Genomic DNA, 24,901 nt, shown 5'->3' on the forward strand with positions numbered 1-24,901 from the left:
CGTGCAAAGAATGGCCTCTGTGGCGGAATTTTTCATCTGAGGATTTGAACTGATCACAGGAAGGTCACTAGGGTCAGGCCCCGAACCTCCGCTCGGGTGATCGCTCACTGGGAGCGACGGCGGAGGGGCCGAGAAGGAGCTTGTCACCCGTGGCGTCCCACCGTCGTCCCAAGCAGCCCAGCCGCGCACGTGTGACCGTGTTGACCACCGCCGCTGCCGCTGCCGTCGCCTTCAGCTCGCAGGCCGCCAACGCCGCCCCCAGCGAGAAGCCGAGCAAGGACGAGGTCAAGGCCAAGGTCGACAAGCTCTACGAAGAGGCGGAGCAGGCCACCGAGAAGTACAACGGGGCCAAGGAGAAGCAGGAGAAGCTCCAGAAGGAGATCTCCACCATCCAGGACAACGTCGCCCGCGGCCAGGAGGAGCTCAACGGGCTGCGCGACAGCCTGGGCCTCGCGGCCGCGTCGCAGTACCGGACCGGCTCCATCGACCCCTCCGTGCAGCTCTTCCTCTCCGCGGACCCGGACGACTACCTCGACAAGGCCTCCACGCTCGACCAGTTGAGCAGCCAGCAGGTCGAGGCGCTGAAGAAGGTCCAGGAGAAGCAGCGCGAACTCGCCCAGGAGCGCGCCGAGGCCTCCGAGAAGCTCAAGGACCTCGCCTCCACCCGCGCCGAACTCGGCAAGAAGAAGAAGGAAGTCCAGGGCAAGCTCGCCTCCGCGCAGAAGCTGCTCAACAGCCTCTCCGCCGCCGAGAAGGCCAAGCTCGCCGAGGAGCAGAACCGCGCCAGCCGGGCCAGCGAGCGCGACGCCCTCACCGCCGACGTCCCGCCCGGCTCGGGCCGGGCCGCCGCGGCCTTCGCCTTCGCCCAGAGCCAGCTCGGCAAGCCGTACGTCTACGGCGCCACCGGCATGAGCTCCTACGACTGCTCCGGCCTCACCTCTCGGGCCTACGCCGCGGCCGGCGTGCAGATCCCGCGCACCTCCGAGGCGCAGACCGGAGCCGGCACCAAGATCTACTCGGTCAGCCAGCTCAAGGTCGGCGACCTGGTCTTCTTCTTCAACGACCTGCACCACGTCGGCCTCTACGCCGGCAACGGGCAGATCATCCACGCCCCGCGCACCGGCACGGTCGTCCGCTACGAGTCGATGGACACCATCGGCGGCCCGTTCATGTTCGGCGTCCGCGTCTGACGTTCCGCATGACGACCCCGACCGGCCCCCGGCGTCTTCAAGATCAGGACACCGTGTCCGCTGTTCGGGCGAATTGCGAAAGCTTCGACTGAACCCACGCCCCGCCAGTGACCTGCGTCACTGGCGGGGCGTGGTGCCGCACACCCACGGAGGGTCGTTGGCTGCTCCCCGCCGCGGGGCTACTGTCTGCCGCGTTTCCTAGTCCGCCAGCGGAAGGAGAGCGGCTTCCCGTGGGGTCCCATCACCGCCTTGCACCGTCCGGGTTCGACCGGGGCGCCAGTGTCGCGGTCAGCTTCCTTTCCGTCGCGGCCGCCGCCCTGGGCGCGGTACCGGTCGTGGCCGCACCGTACGACGACACCCGGGCCAAGGTGGACCGCCTCTACGCGCAGGCCGAGAAGGCGACCGAGGTCTACAACCAGGCCGACGAGCGCGCCGACGAACTGCGCGACGAGGTCGGCACCGCCCGGGACCGGATCGCCCGGCAGCAGCAGCGCATCAACTCCATGCGGGAGTCGCTCGGTTCGCTCGCCGGCGCCCAGTACCGCTCGGGCGGCATCGACCCGTCCCTCGCCCTGCTGTTCTCCGACGACCCGGGCGACTACCTCGACAAGGCCTCCCGGCTGGACCGCATCACGGCCCACCAGGCCGGCGAGCTGAAGGAGCTCCAGGAAGCCATGCGCGAACTCGCCCGGGACCGTGAGGAGGCCGCCGGCAAGCTCCGCGAACTGGAGAAGAGCCGCAAGGCCGTCGTTTCCCACAAGAAGACCGTCGAGCGGAAGCTCGCCGCGGCCCGACGGCTGCTCAACTCCCTTCCGGACACCGAGCGCGGCGCCTACGACCGCGCCTCCCGCTCCGGCCGAGACGGCTTCCCCGACCTCGGCAGCACCACCGCCGCCTCGGGACGCGGGGCCGCCGCCGTCGCCGCCGCTCGCAGCGCGCTCGGCAAGCCCTACATCTGGGGCGCCAACGGCCCTTCCGGCTTCGACTGTTCGGGCCTGATGCAGTGGTCGTACGGGCAGGCCGGGGTCTCCCTGCCGCGTACCTCGCAGGCCCAGCGGTACGCCGGCCGGCAGATCCCGCTGTCCGAGGCGCGCCCCGGTGACCTGGTCGTCTACCGCTCCGACGCCAGCCATGTCGGGATGTACATGGGCAACGGCCAGGTCATCCACGCGCCCTACCCCGGCGCACCCGTGCGCTACGACCCGGTCGGGATGATGCCGGTCTCGTCGGTCACGAGGGTCTGACCGGCGCGGCCCGGCGCCCGTACGATCGGGAGCGTGGCTGGTCGAAGGTCGGGGTCCCCGGTGGTGGCGCTCGTTCTGCTGCTCGTCTTCCTGACCGGATGCGGGGGCCGGTCCGCCGTCGACAGCGCCACGGCCGACGTCCAGCGGCTCCTCGAGCGGCGGGCCGCCGCGGTCCTCGCCCACGACGAGCGGGCTTACGCGCGCACGGGCACGGAGGCGGATTTCGCCCGTCTGCGCGCGCTGCCCCTGGCCGACTGGTCGTACCGTGTGACCGGCCTGCGCCGCACCGGCGACACGGCCACCGCCGACGCCGAACTGCGCTACCGCGTCGCGGGGTACGACCGGGCGCCGGTGACCGCCGGCCGCACCCTGCGGCTCAGCCGGGGCGCGGACGGGCAGTGGTCCGTCGACGCCGACCGGCCCGCGAGGAAGTCCGCACAGCAGCTGTGGGACCAGGGGGCCGTACAGGTCGTCAGGGGCGAGCGCAGCCTCGTCCTCGGTGTCGGGCAGTCCGGCCGGTCGCTGCGCGGCTTCGCGGACCTGGCCGACCGTGCGGTGCCCGCGGTCTCGGACGTGTGGGGCACGGACTGGGGCCGGCGTGTCGTCCTGCTCGTACCGAAGTCGCTGGAGGGGATGGCGGGGCTGCTCGGCTCGCCCGCCTCCTCCTACCGCGGGATCGCGGCGGTCACCACTGGCGAGACGGGCGCACCGGCACAGGCGCCCTCGGACCGCATCATCGTCAACCCGGACGCGTTCGCCCTCCTCGGCACCCTCGGGGAGCAGGTCGTCGTCACCCACGAGACCACCCATGTCGCCACCCGCGACCACACCACCCCCGCCACCCCGCTCTGGCTGTCCGAGGGCTACGCCGACTGGGTCGGCTACCGGACCGCCGGCCGCACCCCGCCCGAGGTAGCGCCCGAACTGTCCCGCTCGGTGGCCCAGGGCAAGATCCCGTCCGCCCTCCCGGCCGACAAGGACTTCGGCTTCACCGGCGACGCGAGCCGTCTGGCCCGGGCCTACGAGAGCGGCTGGACGGCGTGCCGGTTGATCGCCGACCGCTGGGGCGAGGAGCGGCTGGGCGAGTTCTACCGGGCCGTCGGGGAGCACCGGAAGCGGGCCGGGGCGGTGGAGGAGGCGATGCGCGAGGTGCTGGGGACGACGCCGGAGGCCTTCACGGAGGAGTGGCGGGACCATCTGCGGGTTCAGCTGGGCTGACCGGGCTGCGGCGGGGCGCCCGCGGGCTCGTCTCGACCGTCGGTGCCGTGGTGGGGCCGGTCGCCGTAGGTCGGCTCGGCTGTTCGGGGTGTGGTGGGGCCGGTCGCCGTAGGTCGGCTCGGCTGTTCGGGGTGTGGTGGGGCCGGTCGCCGTAGGTCGGCTCGGCTGTTCGGGCTCTGGTCGGCCCCGAGCGCCCGCGGTCTCACCCCGGCTGTTCGAGCAGCGCGATGGCCTCCCGCAGCCAGGCGCGTTCCGCCTCGCCCGTCGCCCGGGCGACCCGCAGCATGCCCTGGCGGAACAGGTCGTCCGTCTCCTCGGCCCGGACCGCCTTGCCGGACTCGTAGAAGAAGCTCGTCGGGGCCTCCAGGAAGTCCAGCCGGCGACGCAGCACCGCGGCCTGTTCGTGCCGGTCGGGCAGGTGGCGCAGGAACGCCAGGACGGTGTTGAAGCGGACGTGGTCGGTGATCTCGGTCTGTTTCGGACGGCGCAGCCGCTCCAGCAGTTCCTCGCGGCCCTTGCCGGTGAGGGCGAGGATCCGGCGAGGGGCCGCGCTCACGCCCGGCTCGGTGCGCTGGTCGAGCAGGCCCGCCCCGACCAGGCGCGTGATCGCCGGGTAGAGCGCGCCGTCGCTCACCGGCCGGACATGGCCGGTCAGCGCCTTGATCCGCTCCTTGAGCTCATAGCCGTGCAGCGGCTCCTCGGCCAGAAAGCCCAGGATCGACAGCTCCAGCATGGTCCTCCTTGCGGGTGCGTGAGCCCTCATGCTACCTCTTAACGAGCTACCTCGAATCGAGTTAGGTCGTATCGGGGTTCAGCAGGACCCAGGAGGAGACAGCCACCGTGAACGCCCACCGCAGGCAACTCCTCCAGCTCGCCCGCCCCGTCTACTTCTCGCTCCTGGCGTCCGTCGCCGCCGGGATCATCAACACCGTCTGGGTCGCCCGGCTGGGCGGTCCGGCCGTGGCCGCCGTGGCCGTGGCGACCGGCACGGAGAACGTGCTGCTCGGCATCGCCCTGGTCTTCGGCTCCGGCACGACCGTGCTGGTCGCACACGCCCGGGGTGCCCGCGACCCCGCCGCCGTACGGTCGGCCGTGCGCGGCGGTTGGGCGCTGTGGGCGTTGGTGACGCCCCTGGTGGTGGCGGGCGGTCTGCTGGGACGCGAACCGCTGGCCCGGCTGGTGCTGGGCGGGGCCGACGGCGCCGCCCTCCCGCTCGCCGTCGCCTACTTCACGCTCTCCATACCCGGCATGGCCGTCTTCTTCGCCCAGCAACTCGTCGACGGCATCCTCAAGGGCACCGGCGACACCAGAACCCCGCTGCGCCTCGCTCTGCTGTCCAACGGCCTGATCCTGGCCCTCGACCCGCTCTTCATCCACCTCTACGGCGTCCAGGGCGCCGCCGCGTCCACGGTGCTGTGCCGGTCCGTGGCGCTCGGGGCCGGGCTCGTCGCCGTCCGGCGCGCCGCACTGCTGCGGGGTGCCCGTGGCGCGGCACCGGCCGAGTCCCTGGCCGTCTCCCTGCGCCGGACGCTGACGACCGGCCTGCCCATGTCCGCCGACTTCACCGTGCGGCAGACGGGTGCCCTGGTCCTGGTGGCGATCGTGGCGCGGCTCGGGGTGACGGCGGTGGCCGCGTACTCGGTCGCCTACAAGGTCATGTACGTGGCGACCATGGCCTTCTACGCCGTCCGTCAGGCCGCGTCCATCCACACCGCGCACACGCGGGGCGAGGGGAGGGACGCGCGCCGGGACATCGGGCGGCAGGCCGTGCTGGTCTCCGGAGCCATCGGCCTTGCCGCGGCCGTACTGCTGGCCGTCACCGCCCCGTGGCTCATGGCCGCCTTCGGTGCCGGGCCCGGGGTAGTGAGCGAGGGCGTGTTGTTCCTGCGCTGCGTCGGGCCCTATCTGCTGCTGATGGCCTGCCTCATCGCGCTCGGCGGGGTCTTCGAGGGCAGCGGGGGCGCCTCGAAGCTGCTGCGCGTGACCGTGCTCGGGACGGCGGTCCAACTGGCGCTCGCGTACGGCCTGACGGGGCTCGGCCTGCCCGGTGTGTGCCTCGCGCTGGCGGTGGCGACGGCGGTGCAGTGCGGGCTGGCGGGGGTGCTGTTCCGGCGGGCCCCGGCTCAGGTGGAGACCGGGGTCTCGTCGGTGCGGGCGGGCTGAGCGGGCAGGGGGGCGGGGGCCGTGCGTGGCACCGTCGCCCGCCACAGGGTGCGGGCCGCGAGGAGGGTGGCGGCCACCAGAAGGCCGTTGCGCAGGAACAGCAGGGTCAGCCCGAGGCCGTCACTGGCCACCACGTTGGCGAAGTAGAGCGGGAACTCCAGCACCGTCACGAAGCACGCCACCAGGACGAGCCCGACCGGCAGCCGCATCCGGCTCCCGGGGAAGTACAGGCAGACCGCTGCCAGCCCGACCAGCCACACCATGTACTGCGGACTGATCACCCGGCTGGTGGTGGTGAACATCAGCACCGCCACGAAGGCCGCGTCGGCGACCGTGTGCTCCTCGAAGTGCCGGGCCAGCAGCCGCCACAGCATCAGCCAGCCGAAGGCCGCCCCCGTCAGGAACAGCGCGACCGTGCTCACCTCGCTCACGTACGGCCCGAGGAACTCGATCGAGCCGTAGTTCAGCCGCACCTCGCCCTCCCAGCCGAAGTGCCGGGCGACGTGGAAGACCAGGGCGCCGAGCGACTCCACCTCGGTGCCCCGGTCGCGCTGGAAGGTCAGGAAGGCGAACGCCCCCGGCACGGCCAGGGCGAACACGCCCGTCACCGCGATGCCGGTCACCAGGGCCGACACCCAGGAGGCGGGTCGGCGGGCAGCCAGGAGGAGCATCGCCGGCCAGACCTTCAGCAGCGCGCCGAACGCGGCCAGCGCCCCCATCACCTTGGGGTGCCGGGCGCCCACGAGCAGTGCCGTCACGGCCACCGCCGTGACCATCACGTCGTAGCGCGCGTACACCGTCGGACCGAGGAGCGGCACGCCCGCCAGCCACACCCAGGCGCCGCGCAGCGACCTGCCGGGGCGCCGGCCCGCGTACGCCAGCAGGGCCAGGACGGCCAGGTCGGTGACGCAGGCCAGCACGTAGAACGCGGTCGCGTAGGGCAGGAAGGGCAGCAGGCCGGGGGAGAGGATCGCCAGGGCGGCGGCGGGCGGGTACTGCCAGGTGACGTCGTCCTGCGGGAACGTTCCGGTGCGCAGGACGTCGTACCAGCCGTGGTAGATCACGGACACGTCGCTCGTCACGTCCGGGCCCGGGAAGACGTACACCTTCAGCACGAACAGCAGCAGCACCAGCCTCGTGAGACACCAGGCCACCAGCAGCCATGCCAGGGACCACTTCACGCCCGTCGTCCTCACCAGATCCCTGCCCGTCCGCGTGCCGTGTCGAGGAGGCCATGATGTCCCCGACAGCTGTGAGCGTGCCACACCTGCCGGCGCGTACGGCCGTGCGGGGCGGTTCGGTAGGGTCGGCGGCGTGCGCAAGACCCTGATCGTGACCAACGACTTTCCGCCCCGGCCGGGCGGCATCCAGGCGTTCCTGCACAACATGGCGCTGCGGCTGGACCCGCAGCGGCTGGTCGTCTACGCGTCGACCTGGAAGCGGAGCCGGGAGGGCGTGGCGGCGACCGCCGCCTTCGACGCCGAGCAGCCCTTCACCGTCGTACGGGACCGTACGACCATGCTGCTGCCGACGCCGGGCGCGACCCGGCGGGCCGTCGGGCTGCTGCGGGAGCACGGGTGCACCTCGGTGTGGTTCGGGGCGGCGGCCCCCCTCGGCCTGATGGCACCGGCGCTGCGGAGCGCGGGCGCCGAACGGCTGGTCGCCACCACGCACGGCCACGAGGCCGGCTGGGCGCAACTGCCCGCCGCCCGGCAGCTGCTGCGCAGGATCGGCGACTCCACGGACACGATCACCTACCTCGGCGAGTACACGCGCTCCCGGATCGCCGGCGCGCTCAGCCCGCAGGCGGCCGCGCGGATGGCGCAGCTGCCGCCGGGCGTCGACGAGAAGACCTTCCACCCCGGTTCGGGCGGCGACGAGATCCGGTCGAGGCTCGGCCTGGCGGACCGCCCGGTCGTGGTGTGCGTCTCCCGACTGGTGCGGCGCAAGGGCCAGGACACCCTGATCCAGGCCATGCCCCGGATCCTGGCGGCCGAGCCGGACGCCGTGCTGCTGATCGTCGGGGGCGGCCCGTACGAGCAGGACCTGCGGCGGCTGGCCCACGAGACGGGCGTCGCCGCCTCCGTCCGCTTCACCGGCCCGGTGCCCTGGGCCGAGCTGCCCGCCCACTACGGCGCCGGCGACGTCTTCGCCATGCCCTGCCGCACCCGCCGGGGCGGCCTCGACGTCGAGGGTCTCGGCATCGTCTACCTGGAGGCCTCGGCGACCGGGCTGCCGGTCGTGGCCGGCGACTCGGGCGGCGCACCGGACGCGGTCCTGGACGGCGAGACGGGCTGGGTGGTCCGCGGCGGCTTCGCAGAGGAGACCGCCGAGCGGATCGTCACGCTCCTCGGTGACGCCGAGCTGCGCCGCAGGATGGGCGAGCGAGGCAGGGAATGGGTCGAGGAGAAGTGGCGCTGGGACCTGCTCGCGGAGCACTTGAAGACATTGCTTTAGTGCGACGCTGTCAGGGCGCGGGGACTGCGCGAGCAACCACAACGGCTCCGCACCCGCCCACGACGAACACGTGGCACCCCCTAGGCGGAACCAAATAATCCGCCGATGCTGCGCACATGACATCAAACCTGACGAAGTGTCAGCTGACGAGACGTCAAATTCTGGGGATGGCAGCCCTCCAGACCGCAGCCACCCTCGGCTTCACCCGCATCGGCGTCCAATCCGCCCGCGCCGCCGAGCCGGACGCAGTCGACACCGCTCCCGCCATCGTCGTCGGTTCGGGCTACGGCGGCGCCGTGGCGGCCCTCCGCCTCGGCCAGGCCGGCATCCGCACGGTCGTCCTCGAGATGGGCCGCCTCTGGAACACCCCCGGCCCCGACGGCAAGGTCTTCTGCTCCACCCGCGCCCCGGACCAGCGCTCCATGTGGTTCCGCACCCGCACCGAGGCCCCGCTCGCCACGTTCCTCTGGCTCGACCTGGTCAACCAGGACATCAGCGCCTACCCGGGCGTCCTGGACCGGGTGCACTACGACCACATGTCCGTGTACGTCGGCCGAGGCGTCGGCGGTGGCTCCCTGGTCAACGGCGGCGTGGCGGTGACCCCGCTCCGCTCCTACTTCGCCGAGCAGTTCCCGACCGTGGACACCGCGGAGATGTACAGCACCTACTTCCCACGCGCCCGCTCCATGCTGGGTGTCAACACCATCGACCCCGCGTGGTTCGAGTCGACCGAGTGGTACCGCTTCACCCGGATCTCCCGCGAACACGCGGCCAACGCCGGTCTGAAGACCACCTTCGTGCCCAACGTCTACGACTTCGGCCACATGGAGCGCGAGGCGGCCGGCACGGCCACCAAGTCGGCTCTCGCCGGCGAGGTCATCTACGGCAACAACCACGGCAAGCGCAGCCTCGACAAGACCTACCTCGCCGCCGCGCTCGGCACCGGCCACGTCACGATCCACACCCTGGAGAAGGTCCGCGCGATCGGCCGGGCGCCGGACGGGAGCTACGTCCTGACCGCCGACCGCATCGACGAGACCGGCCGGGTCGTCGAGACCAAGGAGTACGGCTGCGGGTACCTCTTCCTCGGCGGCGGCAGCCTCGGGACCACCGAACTGCTGCTGCGTGCCCGGGAGACGGGCGCTCTGCCCGATCTCGACCCCAGCGTCGGCACCGGCTGGGGCACCAACGGCAACGTCATGCTCGGCCGGGCCAACCACGTGTGGGACACGGTCGGTGCGAACCAGTCGACCATGCCGGTCATGGGCATCGACGACTGGGCCAACACCGCCAACCCCGTGTTCGCCGAGATCGCCCCGCTGCCCACCGGGCTGGAGCACTGGGTGAGTCTCTATCTGGCGATCACCGGGAACCGGGAGCGGGCGTCCTTCTCGTACGACACCGGCTCGGGCGAGGTACGGCTCGGCTGGACGGCCGCCCACAGCGCGGCCTCCGTCGGCATGGCCAAGAAGCTGTTCGACCGGATCAACGCGGCCAACTCGACGATCTACCGGTACGACCTGTTCGGGTCGAGCAGCAAGGTCTTCGCCGACGACTTCACCTACCACCCGCTGGGCGGCTGCGTACTGGGCCGGGCGACGGACGTCTACGGGCGCGTGAAGGGCTACCCCAGGCTGTACGTCACCGACGGCTCGCTCGTGCCGGGGTCGATCGGGGTCAACCCCTTCGTGACCATCACCGCGCTCGCCGAACGCACGATGGCGCGGGTCCTCGCCGAGGACACCGCGCCATGAACGCGCCGGTAAAGCCCTGCTACTTCGCGTAGATCGCCTCGACCTCGTGCGCGTAGTCCTTCGCCACCACGTTCCGCTTCAGCTTCAGTGAGGGGGTCAGGTGGCCCGACTCCTCCGTGAACTGGGAGGACAGAATGCGGAACTTCCGCACCGATTCCGCCTTCGACACCGCGGCGTTGCCGTCGTCGACCGCGGCCTGGATCGCGGCCAGCAGGTCCGGGTCCTCGCACAGCGACGCCGCGGTGGAACCCGCCGGCTTGCCGTGGTCCGCGCACCAACGGCCCAGGAACTCCTCGTCGATGGTGATCAGCGCGCCCACGAACGGCCGCCCGTCGCCCACCACCATGCACTCCGCGACCAGCGCGTGCGCCCGGATGCGGTCCTCGATCACGGCCGGGGCGACGTTCTTGCCGCCCGCGGTGACGATGATCTCCTTCTTGCGGCCGGTGATCCTGAGGTAGCCGTCCTCGTCGAGGGTGCCGATGTCACCGGTGTGGAACCAGCCGTCGGCCAGCGCCTCCGCGGTCGCGCCGGGGTTGTTCCAGTACTCCTTGAACAGGTGCTCGCCGTGCAGCAGCACCTCGCCGTCGTCGGCGATCCGGACCACCGAGCCGGGCAGCGGCTGGCCGACCGTGCCGATCTTCTGCCGGTCCCAGGGGTTGAACGCGGTGGCCGCGCAGGACTCGGTCAGGCCGTAGCCCTCCAGGACCGTGAAGCCGATGCCGCGGAAGAAGTGGCCGAGGCGCTCGCCCAGCGGGGCGCCGCCGGAGATGGCGTACTCGCCCCGGCCGCCGAGGACCGCGCGGAGCTTGCTGTAGACGAGCTTGTCGAAGGTCTTGTGCTTGATCTTCAGGCCGAGGGAGGGACCCGACGGGGTGCCCAGCGCCTTGCTGTAGGCGATCGCGGTGTCGGCGGCCTTGTCGAAGATCTTGCCCTTGCCGTCGGCCTGCGCCTTGGCGCGCGCCGAGTTGTAGACCTTCTCGAAGACGCGCGGCACCCCGAGGATCAGCGTCGGGCGGAACGCGGCCAGCTCGTCGGTGAGGTTCTTGATGTCCGGGACGCAGCCGAGCTTGATCGGCGCCATCATCGGCGCGATCTGCACGAGCCGCCCGAAGACGTGCGCGAGCGGCAGGAAGAGCAGCACCGAGCACTCGCCCGTACGGAACAGCGGACGCAGCCGCTCCACGATGTTGCCGCACTCCGCGAAGAAGCTGCGGTGGGTGAGCACGCAGCCCTTGGGGCGGCCGGTCGTCCCCGAGGTGTAGACGATGGTCGCCGGGTCGTCGGCCTTCGCGATCGAGCTGCGCTCCTCGACCGTCCGGTCCGTGACGTCCTGCCCGAGCCGGCCCAGCTCGTCGATGCCGCCGCCCTCGATCTGCCATACGTGCTTCAGCGCCGGCAGCCGGTCGCGCACCGACTCGACGGCGGCCGCGTGACCGTCCGACTCCACGATGCACGCGGTCGCGCCCGAGTCGCCGAGGATCCACTGCACCTGCTCCGGCGAACTGGTCTCGTACACCGGCACGGTCACCGCGCCCGCGCTCCAGATCGCGAAGTCCAGCAGCGTCCACTCGTAACGGGTGCGGGACATCAGGCCCACCCGGTCGCCCGGCTGGACGCCGGCGGCGATCAGCCCCTTCGCGGCCGTGCGCACTTCGGCGAGGAAGGCGGTGGCCGTGACGTCCTGCCAGGTGCCGCCGATCTTGCGGGCGATGACGGCGACGTCCGGGTGCTGCGCGGCGTTTCTGCGGACGATGTCGGTCAGATTGCCGTCCGCAGGGACCTCGTACAAAGCCGGAAGGCTGAACTCGCGCAAGACTGCTGCTCCTCATAGGGCGCCGGCGCCACGACGGTGTGTGCTGCGACGGTGCGGTCCAAGGCTCGGGCAGGTGCTCGGACATTCACTTGTTGAAATGCAGAGCACGACTGGACTGCCCGGACGTTACCCGCCGGTATGGCTTCTCCGACAGGGGGTCCCGTCGAGATGTTCGCTGCGTCACACAGTGGGGTATTCCTTCGCGCACAGTAGTCCACGTACTAACTGACTGACCAGTAACCGCAGGTAGGGCCGCCACTGTTCACAAGTGCAGCGCTCGACCTACCCTTGATCGTCATGGCACCCACACCAGCCGGAAACCACAGGACGCGCGTGCATGTGGTCAGCGACGTGCACGGCAACGCCCGTGACCTGGCGAGGGCCGGCGAGGGCGCCGACGCCCTGATCTGCCTGGGCGACCTCGTCCTCTTCCTCGACTACGCCGACCACTCGCGCGGCATCTTCCCCGACCTGTTCGGCGTCGAGAACGCCGACCGCATCGTCGCGCTGCGCACCGCCCGCCGCTTCCAGGAGGCGCGGGAGTTCGGGGCCCGGCTGTGGGCCGCTGTGGGCGAGGACCGCGCCTCGGTGATCGAGAAGGCGGTGCGCAAGCAGTACGCCGAGATGTTCGCCGCGTTCCCCACACCTACGTACGCGACCTACGGCAACGTCGACATGCCGCCCCTGTGGCAGGAGTACGCCGGCCCCGGCACGACCGTCCTCGACGGCGAGCGCGTCGAGATAGGCGGCTGGGTCTTCGGCTTCGTCGGCGGCGGCCTGCGGACGCCGATGCGGACGCCGTACGAGATCAGCGACGAGGAGTACGCGGCCAAGATAGAGGCCGTGGGCGAGGTCGACGTGCTGTGCACGCACATCCCGCCCGAGGTCCCCGAACTGGTCTACGACACCGTCGCGCGCCGCTTCGAGCGCGGCAGCCGGGCCCTGCTGGACGCCATCCGCCGCACTCGCCCCCGCTACTCGCTCTTCGGGCATGTCCATCAGCCCCTGGTGCGGCGGATGCGGATCGGGGCGACCGAGTGTGTGAACGTGGGGCATTTCGCGGGGACCGGGACGCCGTGGGCGCTGGAATGGTGAGGACCTCCCAGGTCGGGTGAGATCGGCGGGTCCCGTGCGCGGTAGCCTTCACGCTGGACACGCTTGCGCACGACGACCTCATACCGGCCCGCATCTGGAGGAGCCACGGAGATGGCGGAACACACCAGCTCGAGCATCACCATCGAGGCGGCCCCGGCCGACGTCATGGCGGTCATCTCCGATTTCGCCCGCTACCCGGACTGGACCGGCGAGGTGAAGGAGGCCGAGGTACTCAAGACCGACGAGCAGGGCCGCGCCGAGCAGGTCCGGCTCGTCATGGACGCGGGTGCGATCAAGGACGACCAGGTCCTCGCGTACACGTGGACCGGCGAACACGAGGTGTCCTGGACCCTCGTGAAGTCCCAGATGCTCCGCTCCCTGGACGGCACGTACCTCCTCAAGCCGGCGGGCTCGGGTGGCACGGAGGTCACGTACGCGCTGACCGTGGACGTCAAGATCCCGATGCTCGGCATGATCAAGCGCAAGGCGGAGAAGGTCATCATCGACAGGGCGCTGGCAGGTCTGAAGAAGCGCGTCGAGTCCGCCTAGCCGCCGCTGGGGTTCCGTGGGGAGCCCCTCCGCGCGGGTGCGTCGTGGCTGGTCGCGCTCACGCGGCGGAGCGGCACGTCTCACAGCCCCGCGCCCCTTGGGCCGTCTGGGTTACCGTCACCCCCATGCGCACCATCCTGATCACCGGCCCCGGCGGCAGCGGCCGTACCACCCTCGCCGCCGCGACCGCCCTGGCCGCGGCGGCGGAGGGCACCAACACCCTCGTCCTCGGCACCGACCGCACGGACACCCTTGGTGCCGCCCTGGGGACCACGACGGGCCCTGAGCCGGCCGAAGCCGCACCCCGTCTCACGGCCTGGCGTCCCGACCCCGCCCAGGACTTCCGGAAGGACCTCACCGCCCTCCAGGACCGCGCATCCTCCGCCCTGGACCTCCTCGGCGCCTCCCGCCTCGACCCAGAGGAACTCACCCCCCTCCCCGGAGCTGAGGAACTCGCCCTCCTGCGCGCCCTGCGCGAGGCCGCGCTGTCGGAGTCGTACGACCTGCTCGTCGTCGACCTGCCACCGACCCCCCAGGCCCTCGCTCTCCTCGCCCTGCCCGAGGAGCTTCGCCGCTATCTGCGCCGGCTGCTCCCGCCCGAACGCCAGGCCGCCCGCGCCCTGCGCCCCGTACTGGGCCGGCTCGCCGGCGTCCCCATGCCCGCCGAGTGGCTGTACGAGACGGCCGCCCGCTGGGACCTGGAGCTGGCCGCCGTCGAGGCGATCGTCGCCGACCGCGACACTGTCGTACGACTCGTCGCCGAGCCCGGCCCGGCCGGCGCCGACGCCCTCCGCGCCGCCGGTCTGGGCCTCGCCCTGCGCGGCCTGCGCACCGACGTCGTGGTCGCCAACCGCGTCCTGCCCGAAGCGTCCCCGGACACCTGGCTGGCCGGCCCGGTCGCCCAGCAGCGCAAGACTCTGGAGGAGTGGCGGGAGTCGTACGACGTCCGGACCGTCGCCCACCTCGGACGCGACCCGATGGGCGCCGACGACCTGGGCGCCCTCGCCGTGCCCGGCGTCGACCCGGACGCCCCCGCCCCACCGGTCGAATGGCCGGTGACCGACCGGCTCGGCGAGGACGGCGTGCTCGTCTGGCACATCCCGCTGCCCGGCGCCATACGCGACGAGCTGGACCTCGTCCGGCGCGGCGACGAACTCGTCGTCACGGCGGGGCGGTTCCGCCGTATCGTTCCGCTGCCCTCCGCGCTGCGCCGCTGCACCGTCGACGGGGCCGCTCTGCGTGAGGGCGAGCTGCGCGTCCGCTTCGCACCCGACCCGAAGCTGTGGCCGCAGACACGGTGAGAGGGGGTAACGTCGTAGGGACGAACCGTAGTCAGGAGTCCGTCATGAGCGAAGAGCTCCCCCCGTCCGACGCCGCCCGTGAAGAGGCCGTGGACGAGGTGCGGGCGACCGACCCCGACGCCTGGGCGACCGCGTGTGCCGAGGACCTCGAGGCGGAGAAGGCCCGCCGCCGCGCCGAGTACGGACCACCCCCGGGCTCCGCGGCCGAGGAACTGAAGAAGCTCGTCGACGCCGTCGCGGACAAGCTGTCGGAGATCCAGTCCCCGCTGTTCGGCGCGGTCGCGGGGCCCGCCGCCGAGCAGGTCGTCCGCCAGGTCGTCCAGCAGGCCAAGGCCGCCGTGGAACCCGTCATCGAACGCAACCCGGACGTGTTCGACCACCTCGCCGCCGCCGGGAACGAACTGCTCGCCGCCTACCGCTCCGCCGTCGAGGCCCAGGAGCGGCGCTGGACCGGCCGCGACGACCAGATCGACCCGAGTGACCTGGACGAACGCCACGACCGGGGCGACGACGCCGGCCCCGGGGAGCGCATCGACCTGGACTGAGCCCCCGCCCTCGGACGAGCCGCGACCGGCGTGCCGCCGCCGGTCCTGCCCAGCGTGCGGACGACAGCGAACCCGACGGCAGTGCCTCGGGTACCGTTGGCCGTAGCGGGGCTCGACCGAAACTGAGGGATTCATGGGACTCACCATCGGCGTCGACATCGGCGGCACGAAGATCGCGGCCGGCGTGGTCGATGAGGAAGGCAACATCCTCTCGACCCACAAGGTGCCGACCCCGGGCACGCCCGAGGGCATCGTGGACGCCATCGCCTCGGCGGTGGAAGGCGCACGCGTCGGGCACGACATCGTCGGCGTGGGCATCGGCGCGGCCGGATATGTGAACCGGCAGCGTTCCGAGGTCTACTTCGCGCCCAACATCCACTGGCGCAACGAGCCGCTCAAGGAGAAGGTCGAGGCCCGCGTGGGCCTCCCGGTGGTCGTCGAGAACGACGCGAACGCCGCGGCGTGGGGCGAGTACAAGTTCGGCGCCGGCAAGGGCCACCGCAACGTCATCTGCATCACGCTCGGCACCGGCCTCGGCGGCGGCATCATCATCGGCAACAAGCTGCGCCGCGGGCACTTCGGCGTGGCCGCCGAGTTCGGCCACATCCGCATGGTGCCGGACGGCCTGCTGTGCGGCTGCGGCTCGCAGGGCTGCTGGGAGCAGTACGCCTCCGGCCGCGCCCTCGTCCGCTACGCCAAGCAGCGCGCCAACGCCACCCCCGAGAACGCCGAGATCCTCCTCGGCCTCGGCAACGGCACGCCCGAAGGCATCGAGGGCAAGCACATCTCCATGGCCGCCCGCCAGGGCGACCGCGTGGCCGTCGACTCCTACCGCGAACTGGCCCGCTGGGTCGGTGCGGGCCTCGCCGACCTCGCCTCCCTCTTCGACCCCTCCGCCTTCATCGTCGGCGGCGGCCTCTCCGACGAGGGCGAACTGGTCCTGGGCCCGATCCGCAAGTCCTACAAGCGCTGGCTGGTCGGCGGCAACTGGCGCCCGGTGGCCGAGGTCAGAGCAGCGGAACTGGGCAACAAGGCCGGCCTGGTGGGAGCGGCGGACCTGGCCAGGGAACCCGACCCGATCATGTAAACGCCTTTCCTTGTCCGGGGGCGCGGGGAACTGCGCGATCAGCCACATACGACCGGCACTCGCGCACAAACCCCGCGCCCCGAGCTGTCGGGCGTAAATTGCTCGCATGGCGTTGCTCCCCAACTCCCGTACAGAACCCGACGGTTCCACGGTCATCAGGGTCCTCAGCTACAACATCCGCTCGATGCGCGACGACACAGACGCCCTGGCCCGCGTCATCAGGGCCTGCGCCCCCGACCTGGTCCTCGTCCAAGAAGCTCCCCGCTTCTTCCGCTGGCGCAAAAAACTCGCCCGCCTGGCCCGCACCTCCGACCTGACGATCCTCACCGGCGGAGCCACCGCCGCAGGACCGGCGATCCTCTGCTCGCTGCGAGCGACCGTCGAACGCACGGAGGACGTCCTCCTGCCCCTCACCCCCGGCCTGCACCGCCGCGGCTTCGCCACGGCCGTCGTCCGGTTCGCCGGCACCCGGCTCGGCGTCCTCAGCTGTCACCTGTCGCTCCAGAAGGACGAGCGACACGAGCAGGCGGGCATACTCCTGGACCGGCTCGCCAGGATGGGCGTGGAGCACGCGATCGCGGGCGGCGACCTGAACGAACGCCCGGAGGGCCCCACCTTCCGCCGCCTCGCCGACGCCCTGCAGGACTGCCAAGCGACCGAGCCCTGGGGCGGCGAGAACACCTGGACGCCCACCGACCCCTACCAGCGCATCGACGCGATCTTCGCGACCAAGGGCATCGAGGTGCTGGGCTGCGGAGTGCCGGCCGGCCATCCCGGGGTGACCGACGCAGACCTGAGGGCGGCCACGGACCACCTCCCGGTCCTGGCCGCCCTCAGGATTCCAGCCGCCTGAAATTCAGCCGTCTAGACGACCGCACCCCGCCCCGGGTCGTCGTCGTCCTCGTCATCCGTCCGCATCCGCATCACCAGCGTCGCGAACCCACCGAGGAACCCGCCGATCCCCAGCGTGGCCAGCCACCAGGTCATGTCCCAGCCGAGCAGCACGGCGAGCATGAGCAGCACCGGCCCGCCCAGCACGCCGAGCCAGGCGAACTTCGCGGTGGGGTCGGCGGTCGGCAGCGGGGGCGGCTCGGGCGGCACGAAGTGGCCCTCGTCGTCCTCGTCGAAGTCGTCCTCGGTGGGCTCGGGCGCGGAGTAGTCGCGCGGGCCGACGCCGGGCGCGAAGGAGACGGAGCCGCCCAGAGGCTTGGCCGGCTTGTCCCCGGACCCGGACCCCGACCCGGACCCGGCCCCGGACCCCTTGGCATCCGGCCCCTCCGGCTCACCAGGCTTCGCGGCGTCCCCAGGCGTACCGGCGGTGCCCATCCGGTCGTCGTTGGTCGGAGACTCCAGCAGCGCCAGGTCCTCGATCGACTTGAACGGCTTGGCGCCCGGTGGGTCCGGCGGCTCCTCGCCGTACCCGGCGACGATCGCCGCCCAGGCGGCCTCCTCGTCGAACGGGACGCCCTTCTCGTCCGGCTCGCGGTCCTCGCGGTCGGAGTCGTGCTCAGCCACCTGCGGTCGTCCCTTCGTTGCCGAGACCGGACTCCATGAGGAGGCCGGACGCGAGCCGGCCGATGAACGCGGTGCTCTCCTCGAAGATCCGGTCCGCGTCATGGTCCAACGTGGCGACGTGGTAGCTCTGTTCCAGGAGCACCTCTTTCACGTCGGTCGACGAGATGCGGCTGAGGATACGGGCCGAGTCGGCGGGCGGCACCACATGGTCCTGCGGGCTGCGCAGCAGCAGCACCGGCTGGGTGACCTGCGGCAGCTCGCGGTCGGCCACCTGGAAGAACTGGCGCAGGGAGTGCGCGGCGTGCAGCGGAACCCGGTCGTAGCCCAGCTCCCTGCTGTCCGGCTTGGCGATGTCGCTGGCGATGCCCTTCGTCGCGGGGACGAAGTGGCGGACCACCGGCAGGGCGTGCGCGGCCAGGCCGTGCACCTTGTTCGCCGGGTTGACGACCACCACACCGCTGATGGCGTCGCCGTGCCGCGCGGCCAGCCGCAGGGCCAGGGCGCCGCCCATGGACAGACCGGCCACGAACACCCGCTCGCGGCGCTCGCACAGGAGGCGCAGCTCGCGGTCCACCTCCGCGTACCAGTCCTGCCAGCCGGTGATCCGCAGGTCCTCCCAGCGGGTGCCGTGCCCGGGCAGCAGTGGCAGCGAGACGGTCAGACCGCGTGCGGCGAGATGCTCCGCCCAGGGGCGCAGCGACTGCGGTGAACCGGTGAAGCCGTGGCAGAGGAGCACGGCGATCTCCCCGCCCTCGTGGCGAAACGGCTCGGCTCCGGCAAGGACCGGCACCTTCGGCCTCCTGGTCGTGAGAAGGGACTGACACGATCACGGATGGTCACGGAACGTCACGACAGGGGTCGTACGGCGTTCGCGGGACCTTCACCGTACGCGACGGCACTGACACCGACCAGGGCCGTCGGCGCCTTTGACAGCGCGCCGGGTTAAGGTCTGATCGACACATACAGGAGGCACTCGGTTGTTGTACGGCGCGATGAAGGTCGCTGTTGGGGGACCGCTGAAGGTCGCCTTCAGGCCCTGGGTGGAAGGCCTGGAGAACGTTCCCGCCGAGGGCTCCGCGATCCTGGCGAGCAACCATCTCTCCTTCTCGGACTCGTTCTTCCTGCCCGTGGTCCTGGACCGCAAGGTCACGTTCATCGCGAAGGCCGAGTACTTCACCACGCCCGGGGTCAAGGGCCGGCTGACGGCCGCCTTCTTCAAGGGAGTCGGCCAGCTTCCGGTGGACCGCTCCGGTGCGCGCGGCGCGGGTGAGGCGGCCATCAAGAGCGGCATCGAGGTGCTGGAGCGCGGTGAGCTGTTCGGCATCTACCCGGAGGGGACGCGTTCGCCCGACGGGCGGCTCTACCGCGGCAAGCCGGGCGGCCTCGCGCGTGTGGCCCTCGCGACCGGCGCGCCCGTCATCCCCGTCGCGATGATCGACACGGAGAAGATCCAGCCGCCCGGGAAGGTCATGCCGAAGCTGATGCGCCCCGGCATCAGGATCGGCAAGCCCCTGGACTTCAGCCGCTACCAGGGCATGGAGCACGACCGCTTCGTGCTGCGCGCGGTGACCGACGAGGTCATGTACGAGATCATGAAGCTCTCCGGCCAGGAGTACGTCGACATGTACGCGACGGCCATGAAGCGGCAGCTCACGGAGGCGGCGAAGGCGGAGAAGGAAGCCGAGAAGGCGGCGAAGGCCGCGCTCGCACGGGCGGAGAAGGAGCAGGCGGCAAAGGAAAAGTCGGAGCAGGGAAAAGCGGAGAACAGGCGGAACGAGCCCTAGTCAGGGGCGCGTCGGGGGGTGGGGGAGATGGCCAAGCGCGAGCGAGTCATGAGGATGTCGGTCGAGCAGCCGCTGTGGCGTGCGCTGACCGCCTACCGGGTGCTCACGATGCTGTACGCGGTCGGCCTGTTCGCCACCGCCTACGAGGAGTTCGCCCGGCCCTGGGTCGCCGTCGCCTACTACGCCGTGCTGGCCGTGTGGACCCTGGCCACACTGCCCCGGGTCGCGAACGCCGCCCGCTGCACCAAGCGGTTCCTCGCCGCCGACCTCACCGTCGCCATCACGGGCATCCTGCTCACGCCCGTCGCCGACGCCCACGAGCGGGTCCAGGCGGGCGGCCCGACGCTGCCGTCGATCTGGACCGCCGGCGCCGTCCTCGCCTTCGCCATCAAGGGGGGCTGGCGCTGGGCGGCCCTCGCCTCCAGCCTCGTGGCCGTCGCCAACCTGATCGAGCGCGGCAGCCCGGCCCGCGACACCGTCCACAACGTCATCCTCGTCTGCATCGCCTCGACCGCCATCGGCTACGTTGTCGAGGTCGCCCGCGCCTCCGAGCGCACCCTCGCCCGCGCCCTGGAGATCGAGGCCGCGACACGCGAGCGGGAGCGCCTCGCCCGGGACATCCACGACAGTGTGCTCCAGGTGCTGGCGATGGTGCAGCGGCGCGGCGCGGTGATCGGCGGTGAGGCGGCCGAGCTGGGCCGGATGGCCGGTGAGCAGGAGGTCGCGCTGCGCACCCTGGTCTCCGGCGGACTCGTGCCCGTCTCCCGGGTCTCGGAGGACGCCGCCGAGGGAGCCGTCGTCCGGGCCGTCGACGAGCAGCCGGAGGAGAGCGGCCCCGTCGACCTGCGCGCCCTGCTCGCGCCGTACGCCGGTGCCAAGGTCAGCCTCGCCGAGCCCGGCGCGCCCGTGCCGCTGGCGCCGGTCGCCGCCCGGGAGGTGGCCGCGGCCGTCGGGGCGGCGCTGGACAACGTCCGCAAGCACGCCGGGGAGCAGGCACGCGCGTGGATCCTCGTCGAGGACGAACCGGACGAGGTGGTCGTCACCGTACGGGACGACGGACCCGGCATCCCGGAAGGGCGGCTCGCCCAGGCCGAGGGCGAGGGGCGGCTCGGCGTCTCCCTGTCGATCCGCGGCCGGCTGCGCGACCTCGGCGGCAGCGCGGAGCTGATCTCGGTGCCGGGCCAGGGCACGGAGGTCGAGTTGAAGGTACCGAAGGACGTGACGAACGTACGGGGGAAGGCGGAGCAGCGATGACGGAGACCACGGAGGACCGGCGGGACCCGATCAAGGTCATGGTGGTCGACGACCACCCCATGTGGCGCGACGCCGTCGCCCGTGACCTGGCGGAGTCGGGCTTCGAGGTGGTCGCCACCGCGGGCGACGGCGACCAGGCCGTGCGCCGCGCCAAAGTCGCCGCGCCCGAGGTCCTCGTGCTCGACCTGAACCTCCCCGGCAAGCCCGGGGCCCAGGTCTGCAAGGAGGTCGTCGCCGCCGACCCGGCGCTGCGCGTCCTGGTGCTCTCCGCGAGCGGTGAGCACGCCGACGTCCTGGAGGCGGTGAAGTCCGGCGCGACCGGCTACCTGCTGAAGTCGGCCTCCACCGAGGAGCTCCGGGACGCGGTCCGCCGTACGGCCGTCGGCGACCCCGTCTTCACCCCCGGCCTCGCCGGGCTGGTCCTCGGCGAGTACCGCCGCCTGGCCTCCGAGCCCGCCCCCGCCCAGGACACCGACGAACCGAAGGCACCCCGGCTCACCGACCGCGAGACCGAGGTGCTGCGCCTCGTCGCCAAGGGCCTGAGCTACAAGCAGATCGCCGAACGCCTGGTCATCTCCCACCGCACGGTGCAGAACCACGTCCAGAACACCCTCGGCAAGCTCCAGTTGCACAACCGTGTGGAGCTCGTGCGGTACGCGATAGAGCGCGGCCTCGACGACGAGTGAGGCGCACGTCACACTGACCCTTCGTCAGGCACCTGCGGCGAAGGGACTGTTCCATGCGCGTCGGAGTACTGACCGGAGGCGGCGACTGCCCCGGACTCAACGCCGTCATCCGGGCCATCGTCCGCAAGGGCGTGCAGGAGTACGGCTACGACTTCACCGGCTTCCGGGACGGCTGGCGAGGGCCCTTGGAGAACGACACCGTCCGTCTCGACATCCCCGCCGTGCGCGGCATCCTGCCCCGCGGCGGCACCATCCTCGGCTCCTCGCGGACCAACCCGCTGAAGGAGCGGAACGGCATCCGCCGTATCAAGGAGAACCTCGCCGAGCTGGAGGTCGAGGCGCTCATCGCCATCGGAGGCGAGGACACCCTGGGCGTGGCCGCCCGGCTGTCCGGCGAGTACGACGTGCCCTGTGTGGGCGTCCCGAAGACGATAGACAACGACCTGTCCGCCACGGACTACACCTTCGGCTTCGACACCGCGGTCGGCATCGCGACCGAGGCCATCGACCGGCTGCACACCACCGCCGAGTCCCATATGCGGGTACTGGTCTGCGAGGTGATGGGCCGGCACGCCGGCTGGATCGCCCTGCACTCCGGCCTGGCCGGCGGCGCGAACGTCATCCTCATCCCCGAGCAGCGCTTCGACGTCGAGCAGGTGTGCGCCTGGGTGACCTCCCGCTTCAGGGCGTCGTACGCGCCGATCGTCGTCGTCGCGGAGGGGGCCGTGCCCAAGGACGGCGACATGGTCCTCAAGGACCAGTCGCTGGACTCCTTCGGGCACGTCCGCCTGTCCGGTGTCGGCGAGTGGCTCGCCAAGGAGATCGAGAAGCGCACGGGCAAGGAGGCCCGCACGACGGTCCTGGGCCACGTCCAGCGTGGCGGCACCCCCAGCGCCTTCGACCGCTGGCTCGCCACCCGCTTCGGACTGCACGCCATCGACTGCGTCCGCGACGGCGACTTCGGCACGATGGTCGCCCTGCGCGGCACGGACGTCGTCCGAGTCCCCATCGCGGACGCGACGGCCCGCCTGAAGACGGTGGACCCGAAGCTGTACGAGGAGGTCGGGGTGTTCTTCGGCTGACCGCCTTTTCCAGGTGCCGGTCGGGACCGCGCGGCCCCGACCGGCACCGGGCTACACCGAGGGCGTGCTCGTGCCCCGCAGCTGTCCCACCAGGTCCCGTACGACCGCCGCACCGCCCAGCGTGAGCACCGACTCCGGGTGGAACTGCACCCCCGCGAATCCGGGCCCCCGCAGTGCGTGCACCTCCCCGTTCGCGGCGCGGCTGATCTCCACGCCGTGCGCGGCCAGCTCCTGACGGGCGCTTTCGTCACAGCGCGCCACGAAGCTGTTGTAGAAACCGACCGTCTCCGGCCGCCCGAACAGGTCGATCGTCGTCTGGGCCCCCTGGTACGGCACTTCCTTCCGTACGATCTCCAGCCCCAGCTCGGCCGCCATCAGCTCGTGCCCGAGGCAGACGCCGAGCACGCCGTGAGGGTGGACGGGGGCCCTCCCTGCTCGAGCGGAGTCGAGAGCCTGGGGGAGGATGACCTCGGCGGTGAGGTTCCGCAGGATCCGCATCTTGGGATCGGTGAGATCGGACGGATCGCCGGGTCCCGGGCCGAGCACGACCGGGCCCTCGTGTGCGAGCACCGCCTCGCGGAGCCCGTCCTCGTCGTACCGCCGGACGGTCACCTCCAGCCCGCCCGACCGCAGCACATGCGCGAGCATCGCCGTGAAGGTGTCCTCGCCGTCGACGACCAGGGCGTGTCCGGTGAGCTCCTCGGACGGCTCCTGCATCCGCAGCCAGAACGGTGCGAGCGAGGCCCGGCGGCCGTCCAGCGCGGCCCGCACGCGCGGATCGTCGGCCAGTCGCGGCCGTACGGACTCCTCGCGCGGCCGTCCCGGCCGCACGCCCAGGGCCGTCAGCACTCCCGCCGCCTTCGCGTGCGTCTCCGCGACCTCGCCCACCGGGTCGGATCCGCGCACGAGCGTGGCGCCCACCGGCACCCGCAGCCGGCCGTCGGCGTCGATGTCGGCCGTGCGGATGAGGATGGGGGAGTCGAGGGTCTGGGCTCCGCCCGAGCCCCTCCCGAGAAGGGCCAGCGCACCGGCGTAGTACCCGCGCCCGCCGACCTCGTGCCGTTCGATCACCCGGCAGGCGTTCTGCACCGGCGACCCGGTGACGGTCGCCGCGAACATGGTCTCCTTCAACACGTCCCGCACGTCCAGCGAGGACTTGCCGCGCAGCTCGTACTCGGTGTGCGCCAGGTGCGCCATCTCCTTCAGCCGCGGCCCGACCACGACCCCGCCCATGTCGCCGACCGTGCACATCATCTTGAGCTCCTCGTCGACGACCATCGACAGCTCCTCGATCTCCTTGCCGTCGGCGAGGAAGTCCAGCAGGTGCTCCGGGGTCGGCCCGTCGGCGGGGTAGCGGTACGTGCCGCTGATCGGGTTCATCACGACCGTGCCGCCGGACATCCGCACATGCACCTCGGGGCTGGCCCCGACCAGCGTGCGCTCCCCGGTGTGCACGACGAACGTCCAGTACGCGCCCCGCTCGCCCTCCAGCAGCCGCCGGAACAGCGCGAGCGCGTCGGCCCGCCCGAACCCGGGGATCTCACCCTCGTACGTCCGCCGGATGACGAAGTTCGCGCCCTCGCCCCGCCCGATCTCCTCCCGCAGCACGCGCCCGACGATCTCCGCGTACTCCTCGTCACCGACGTCGAAGCCGCCGCCCTCGACGCGCACGTCGTGCGCCGGGAGTTGCTCCAGGGCGTCGGCGAGCGGGACTGAGTACGACTCCTCGGGCGTCAGCACCGCCAGCGGCGTGCCGTCGTCGCGGACATCGAAGCCGCGCTCGCGGATCTGCCGGAAGGGGACGAGCGCCAGGCCCTCGTCGGGGAGGTCGGCGAGGCGGTCGTACGTGGTGACCGGGCCGATGAGGACCTCGATCAGTTCGTGGTCGTGGCCCGGGGCGCGGCGGCGGAGCAGGGCGAAGGGGCGGCGCTCGTGCAGCAGCTGTTTCAGGTCCATGGTCCCTCTTCCGTGGCTGTCGATCGACGTCGATCGATGTCGGTGAGGAACGGACCCCGGGAAACGCCGAAGGCCGCCCCTCGGGCGGCCTTCGCGAAGTCTGTCGTACGCGCAGTCAGTGGGCCGCCGGATGAGCGGTCCACCACCAGTTCTGGATCGAGTGCGCGAACATGGCAGGCACCCTACCCCATGTCCGAGTCGTGTA

Annotated in this window: 23 protein-coding genes; 16 read left to right on the forward strand and 7 right to left on the reverse strand. The window is 71.7% G+C overall.

What is annotated here, in order from left to right; genetic code table 11:
• Positions 1 to 149: 149 nt before the first annotated feature.
• The 3 genes from ACZ6TU_RS09105 to ACZ6TU_RS09115 all read left to right on the forward strand — a co-directional run bounded on the left by ACZ6TU_RS09105 (position 150) and on the right by ACZ6TU_RS09115 (position 3,652).
• The gene (locus tag ACZ6TU_RS09105) at positions 150 to 1,190 is read left to right on the forward strand and encodes a C40 family peptidase (RefSeq protein WP_467674302.1); all 1,041 of its coding nucleotides are present in this window, start codon (positions 150 to 152) and stop codon (positions 1,188 to 1,190) included.
• 230 nt (positions 1,191 to 1,420) lie between these two features.
• Entirely contained in the window at positions 1,421 to 2,434 is a 1,014-nt protein-coding gene (locus ACZ6TU_RS09110; protein ID WP_469547590.1) for a C40 family peptidase, read from the forward strand.
• A 33-nt stretch (positions 2,435 to 2,467) separates the two neighbouring features.
• The gene (locus tag ACZ6TU_RS09115) at positions 2,468 to 3,652 is read left to right on the forward strand and encodes a hypothetical protein (protein ID WP_467674298.1); all 1,185 of its coding nucleotides are present in this window, start codon (positions 2,468 to 2,470) and stop codon (positions 3,650 to 3,652) included.
• Positions 3,653 to 3,854: 202 nt separating this feature from the next.
• On the opposite strand, the gene ACZ6TU_RS09120 is transcribed toward ACZ6TU_RS09115, so the two are convergent.
• On the reverse strand, positions 3,855 to 4,385 hold the full coding sequence (locus tag ACZ6TU_RS09120; RefSeq protein WP_467674296.1) for a PadR family transcriptional regulator: 531 nt from the start codon (positions 4,383 to 4,385) through the stop codon (positions 3,855 to 3,857).
• 107 nt (positions 4,386 to 4,492) lie between these two features.
• Here ACZ6TU_RS09120 and ACZ6TU_RS09125 point away from each other — a divergent pair, with 107 nt between their 5' ends.
• The gene (locus ACZ6TU_RS09125) at positions 4,493 to 5,815 is read left to right on the forward strand and encodes an MATE family efflux transporter (RefSeq protein ID WP_469547593.1); all 1,323 of its coding nucleotides are present in this window, start codon (positions 4,493 to 4,495) and stop codon (positions 5,813 to 5,815) included.
• On the opposite strand, the gene ACZ6TU_RS09130 is transcribed toward ACZ6TU_RS09125, so the two are convergent.
• Positions 5,776 to 7,011, reverse strand: coding sequence for a glycosyltransferase 87 family protein (locus ACZ6TU_RS09130; protein ID WP_469547595.1), 1,236 nt, complete (start codon positions 7,009 to 7,011; stop codon positions 5,776 to 5,778). The genes ACZ6TU_RS09125 and ACZ6TU_RS09130 overlap by 40 nt on opposite strands.
• A 118-nt stretch (positions 7,012 to 7,129) precedes the next feature.
• Between ACZ6TU_RS09130 and ACZ6TU_RS09135 the strand changes: the two genes are divergently transcribed.
• Together ACZ6TU_RS09135 and ACZ6TU_RS09140 are read left to right on the forward strand one after the other, a co-directional pair.
• Positions 7,130 to 8,272: a glycosyltransferase family 4 protein gene (locus ACZ6TU_RS09135; RefSeq protein ID WP_469547597.1), complete on the forward strand. Its 1,143-nt coding sequence runs from the start codon at positions 7,130 to 7,132 to the stop codon at positions 8,270 to 8,272.
• Positions 8,273 to 8,388: 116 nt separating this feature from the next.
• Entirely contained in the window at positions 8,389 to 10,026 is a 1,638-nt protein-coding gene (locus ACZ6TU_RS09140; protein WP_469547599.1) for a GMC oxidoreductase, read from the forward strand.
• Positions 10,027 to 10,045: 19 nt separating this feature from the next.
• Here the strand turns inward: ACZ6TU_RS09140 and ACZ6TU_RS09145 are convergent, their stop codons facing one another.
• The gene (locus ACZ6TU_RS09145) at positions 10,046 to 11,842 is read right to left on the reverse strand and encodes an AMP-dependent synthetase/ligase (RefSeq protein ID WP_467674288.1); all 1,797 of its coding nucleotides are present in this window, start codon (positions 11,840 to 11,842) and stop codon (positions 10,046 to 10,048) included.
• 297 nt (positions 11,843 to 12,139) lie between these two features.
• On the opposite strand from ACZ6TU_RS09145, the gene ACZ6TU_RS09150 reads away from it, so the two are divergent.
• The 6 genes from ACZ6TU_RS09150 (at position 12,140) to ACZ6TU_RS09175 (ending at position 17,272) form a co-directional block, all read left to right on the forward strand.
• Complete coding sequence (locus ACZ6TU_RS09150; RefSeq protein ID WP_467674286.1) at positions 12,140 to 12,937, forward strand: metallophosphoesterase family protein; 798 nt, start codon at positions 12,140 to 12,142, stop codon at positions 12,935 to 12,937.
• Between the two features lie 111 nt (positions 12,938 to 13,048).
• Positions 13,049 to 13,486 (forward strand): SRPBCC family protein, encoded by a 438-nt coding sequence (locus ACZ6TU_RS09155; protein WP_467674284.1) that lies wholly within the window; start codon positions 13,049 to 13,051, stop codon positions 13,484 to 13,486.
• Between the two features lie 125 nt (positions 13,487 to 13,611).
• Positions 13,612 to 14,787 (forward strand): ArsA family ATPase, encoded by a 1,176-nt coding sequence (locus tag ACZ6TU_RS09160; protein WP_467674282.1) that lies wholly within the window; start codon positions 13,612 to 13,614, stop codon positions 14,785 to 14,787.
• A 44-nt stretch (positions 14,788 to 14,831) separates the two neighbouring features.
• On the forward strand, positions 14,832 to 15,332 hold the full coding sequence (locus tag ACZ6TU_RS09165; protein WP_469547602.1) for a DUF5304 domain-containing protein: 501 nt from the start codon (positions 14,832 to 14,834) through the stop codon (positions 15,330 to 15,332).
• A gap of 133 nt (positions 15,333 to 15,465) precedes the next feature.
• Positions 15,466 to 16,419 (forward strand): ROK family glucokinase, encoded by a 954-nt coding sequence (locus ACZ6TU_RS09170; RefSeq protein WP_354748958.1) that lies wholly within the window; start codon positions 15,466 to 15,468, stop codon positions 16,417 to 16,419.
• Between the two features lie 106 nt (positions 16,420 to 16,525).
• Positions 16,526 to 17,272 carry an endonuclease/exonuclease/phosphatase family protein gene (locus ACZ6TU_RS09175; protein WP_469547605.1) on the forward strand — a complete coding sequence of 249 codons (747 nt, stop codon included), beginning with the start codon at positions 16,526 to 16,528 and terminating at the stop codon, positions 17,270 to 17,272.
• An 11-nt stretch (positions 17,273 to 17,283) separates the two neighbouring features.
• Here the strand turns inward: ACZ6TU_RS09175 and ACZ6TU_RS09180 are convergent, their stop codons facing one another.
• Entirely contained in the window at positions 17,284 to 17,934 is a 651-nt protein-coding gene (locus tag ACZ6TU_RS09180) for a hypothetical protein (protein WP_469547606.1), read from the reverse strand.
• Positions 17,927 to 18,724 (reverse strand): alpha/beta hydrolase, encoded by a 798-nt coding sequence (locus ACZ6TU_RS09185; protein ID WP_467674274.1) that lies wholly within the window; start codon positions 18,722 to 18,724, stop codon positions 17,927 to 17,929. Before ACZ6TU_RS09185 ends, ACZ6TU_RS09180 begins: the two co-directional genes overlap by 8 nt.
• A 202-nt stretch (positions 18,725 to 18,926) precedes the next feature.
• Between ACZ6TU_RS09185 and ACZ6TU_RS09190 the strand changes: the two genes are divergently transcribed.
• From ACZ6TU_RS09190 to ACZ6TU_RS09205, 4 genes are read left to right on the forward strand one after another with little or no spacing between them, the layout of a single operon-like run.
• A complete protein-coding gene (locus tag ACZ6TU_RS09190; protein ID WP_469547609.1) occupies positions 18,927 to 19,718 on the forward strand; it encodes a lysophospholipid acyltransferase family protein in 792 nt (263 codons plus the stop codon).
• Between the two features lie 27 nt (positions 19,719 to 19,745).
• Positions 19,746 to 20,972 (forward strand): MacS family sensor histidine kinase, encoded by a 1,227-nt coding sequence (gene macS / locus ACZ6TU_RS09195; RefSeq protein ID WP_467674272.1) that lies wholly within the window; start codon positions 19,746 to 19,748, stop codon positions 20,970 to 20,972.
• Positions 20,969 to 21,658, forward strand: coding sequence for a response regulator (locus ACZ6TU_RS09200; protein ID WP_467674270.1), 690 nt, complete (start codon positions 20,969 to 20,971; stop codon positions 21,656 to 21,658). Before macS ends, ACZ6TU_RS09200 begins: the two co-directional genes overlap by 4 nt.
• 53 nt (positions 21,659 to 21,711) lie before the next feature.
• Complete coding sequence (locus ACZ6TU_RS09205; protein ID WP_467674268.1) at positions 21,712 to 22,740, forward strand: 6-phosphofructokinase; 1,029 nt, start codon at positions 21,712 to 21,714, stop codon at positions 22,738 to 22,740.
• A 51-nt stretch (positions 22,741 to 22,791) separates the two neighbouring features.
• Here ACZ6TU_RS09205 and ACZ6TU_RS09210 read toward each other — a convergent pair whose 3' ends face one another.
• Positions 22,792 to 24,696 carry an anthranilate synthase family protein gene (locus tag ACZ6TU_RS09210; protein WP_469547612.1) on the reverse strand — a complete coding sequence of 635 codons (1,905 nt, stop codon included), beginning with the start codon at positions 24,694 to 24,696 and terminating at the stop codon, positions 22,792 to 22,794.
• A gap of 115 nt (positions 24,697 to 24,811) precedes the next feature.
• The gene (locus ACZ6TU_RS09215) at positions 24,812 to 24,868 is read right to left on the reverse strand and encodes a trp operon leader peptide (protein WP_076973970.1); all 57 of its coding nucleotides are present in this window, start codon (positions 24,866 to 24,868) and stop codon (positions 24,812 to 24,814) included.
• Positions 24,869 to 24,901 lie beyond the last annotated feature (33 nt).

This window comes from Streptomyces sp. NPDC052064, assembly GCF_055585925.1.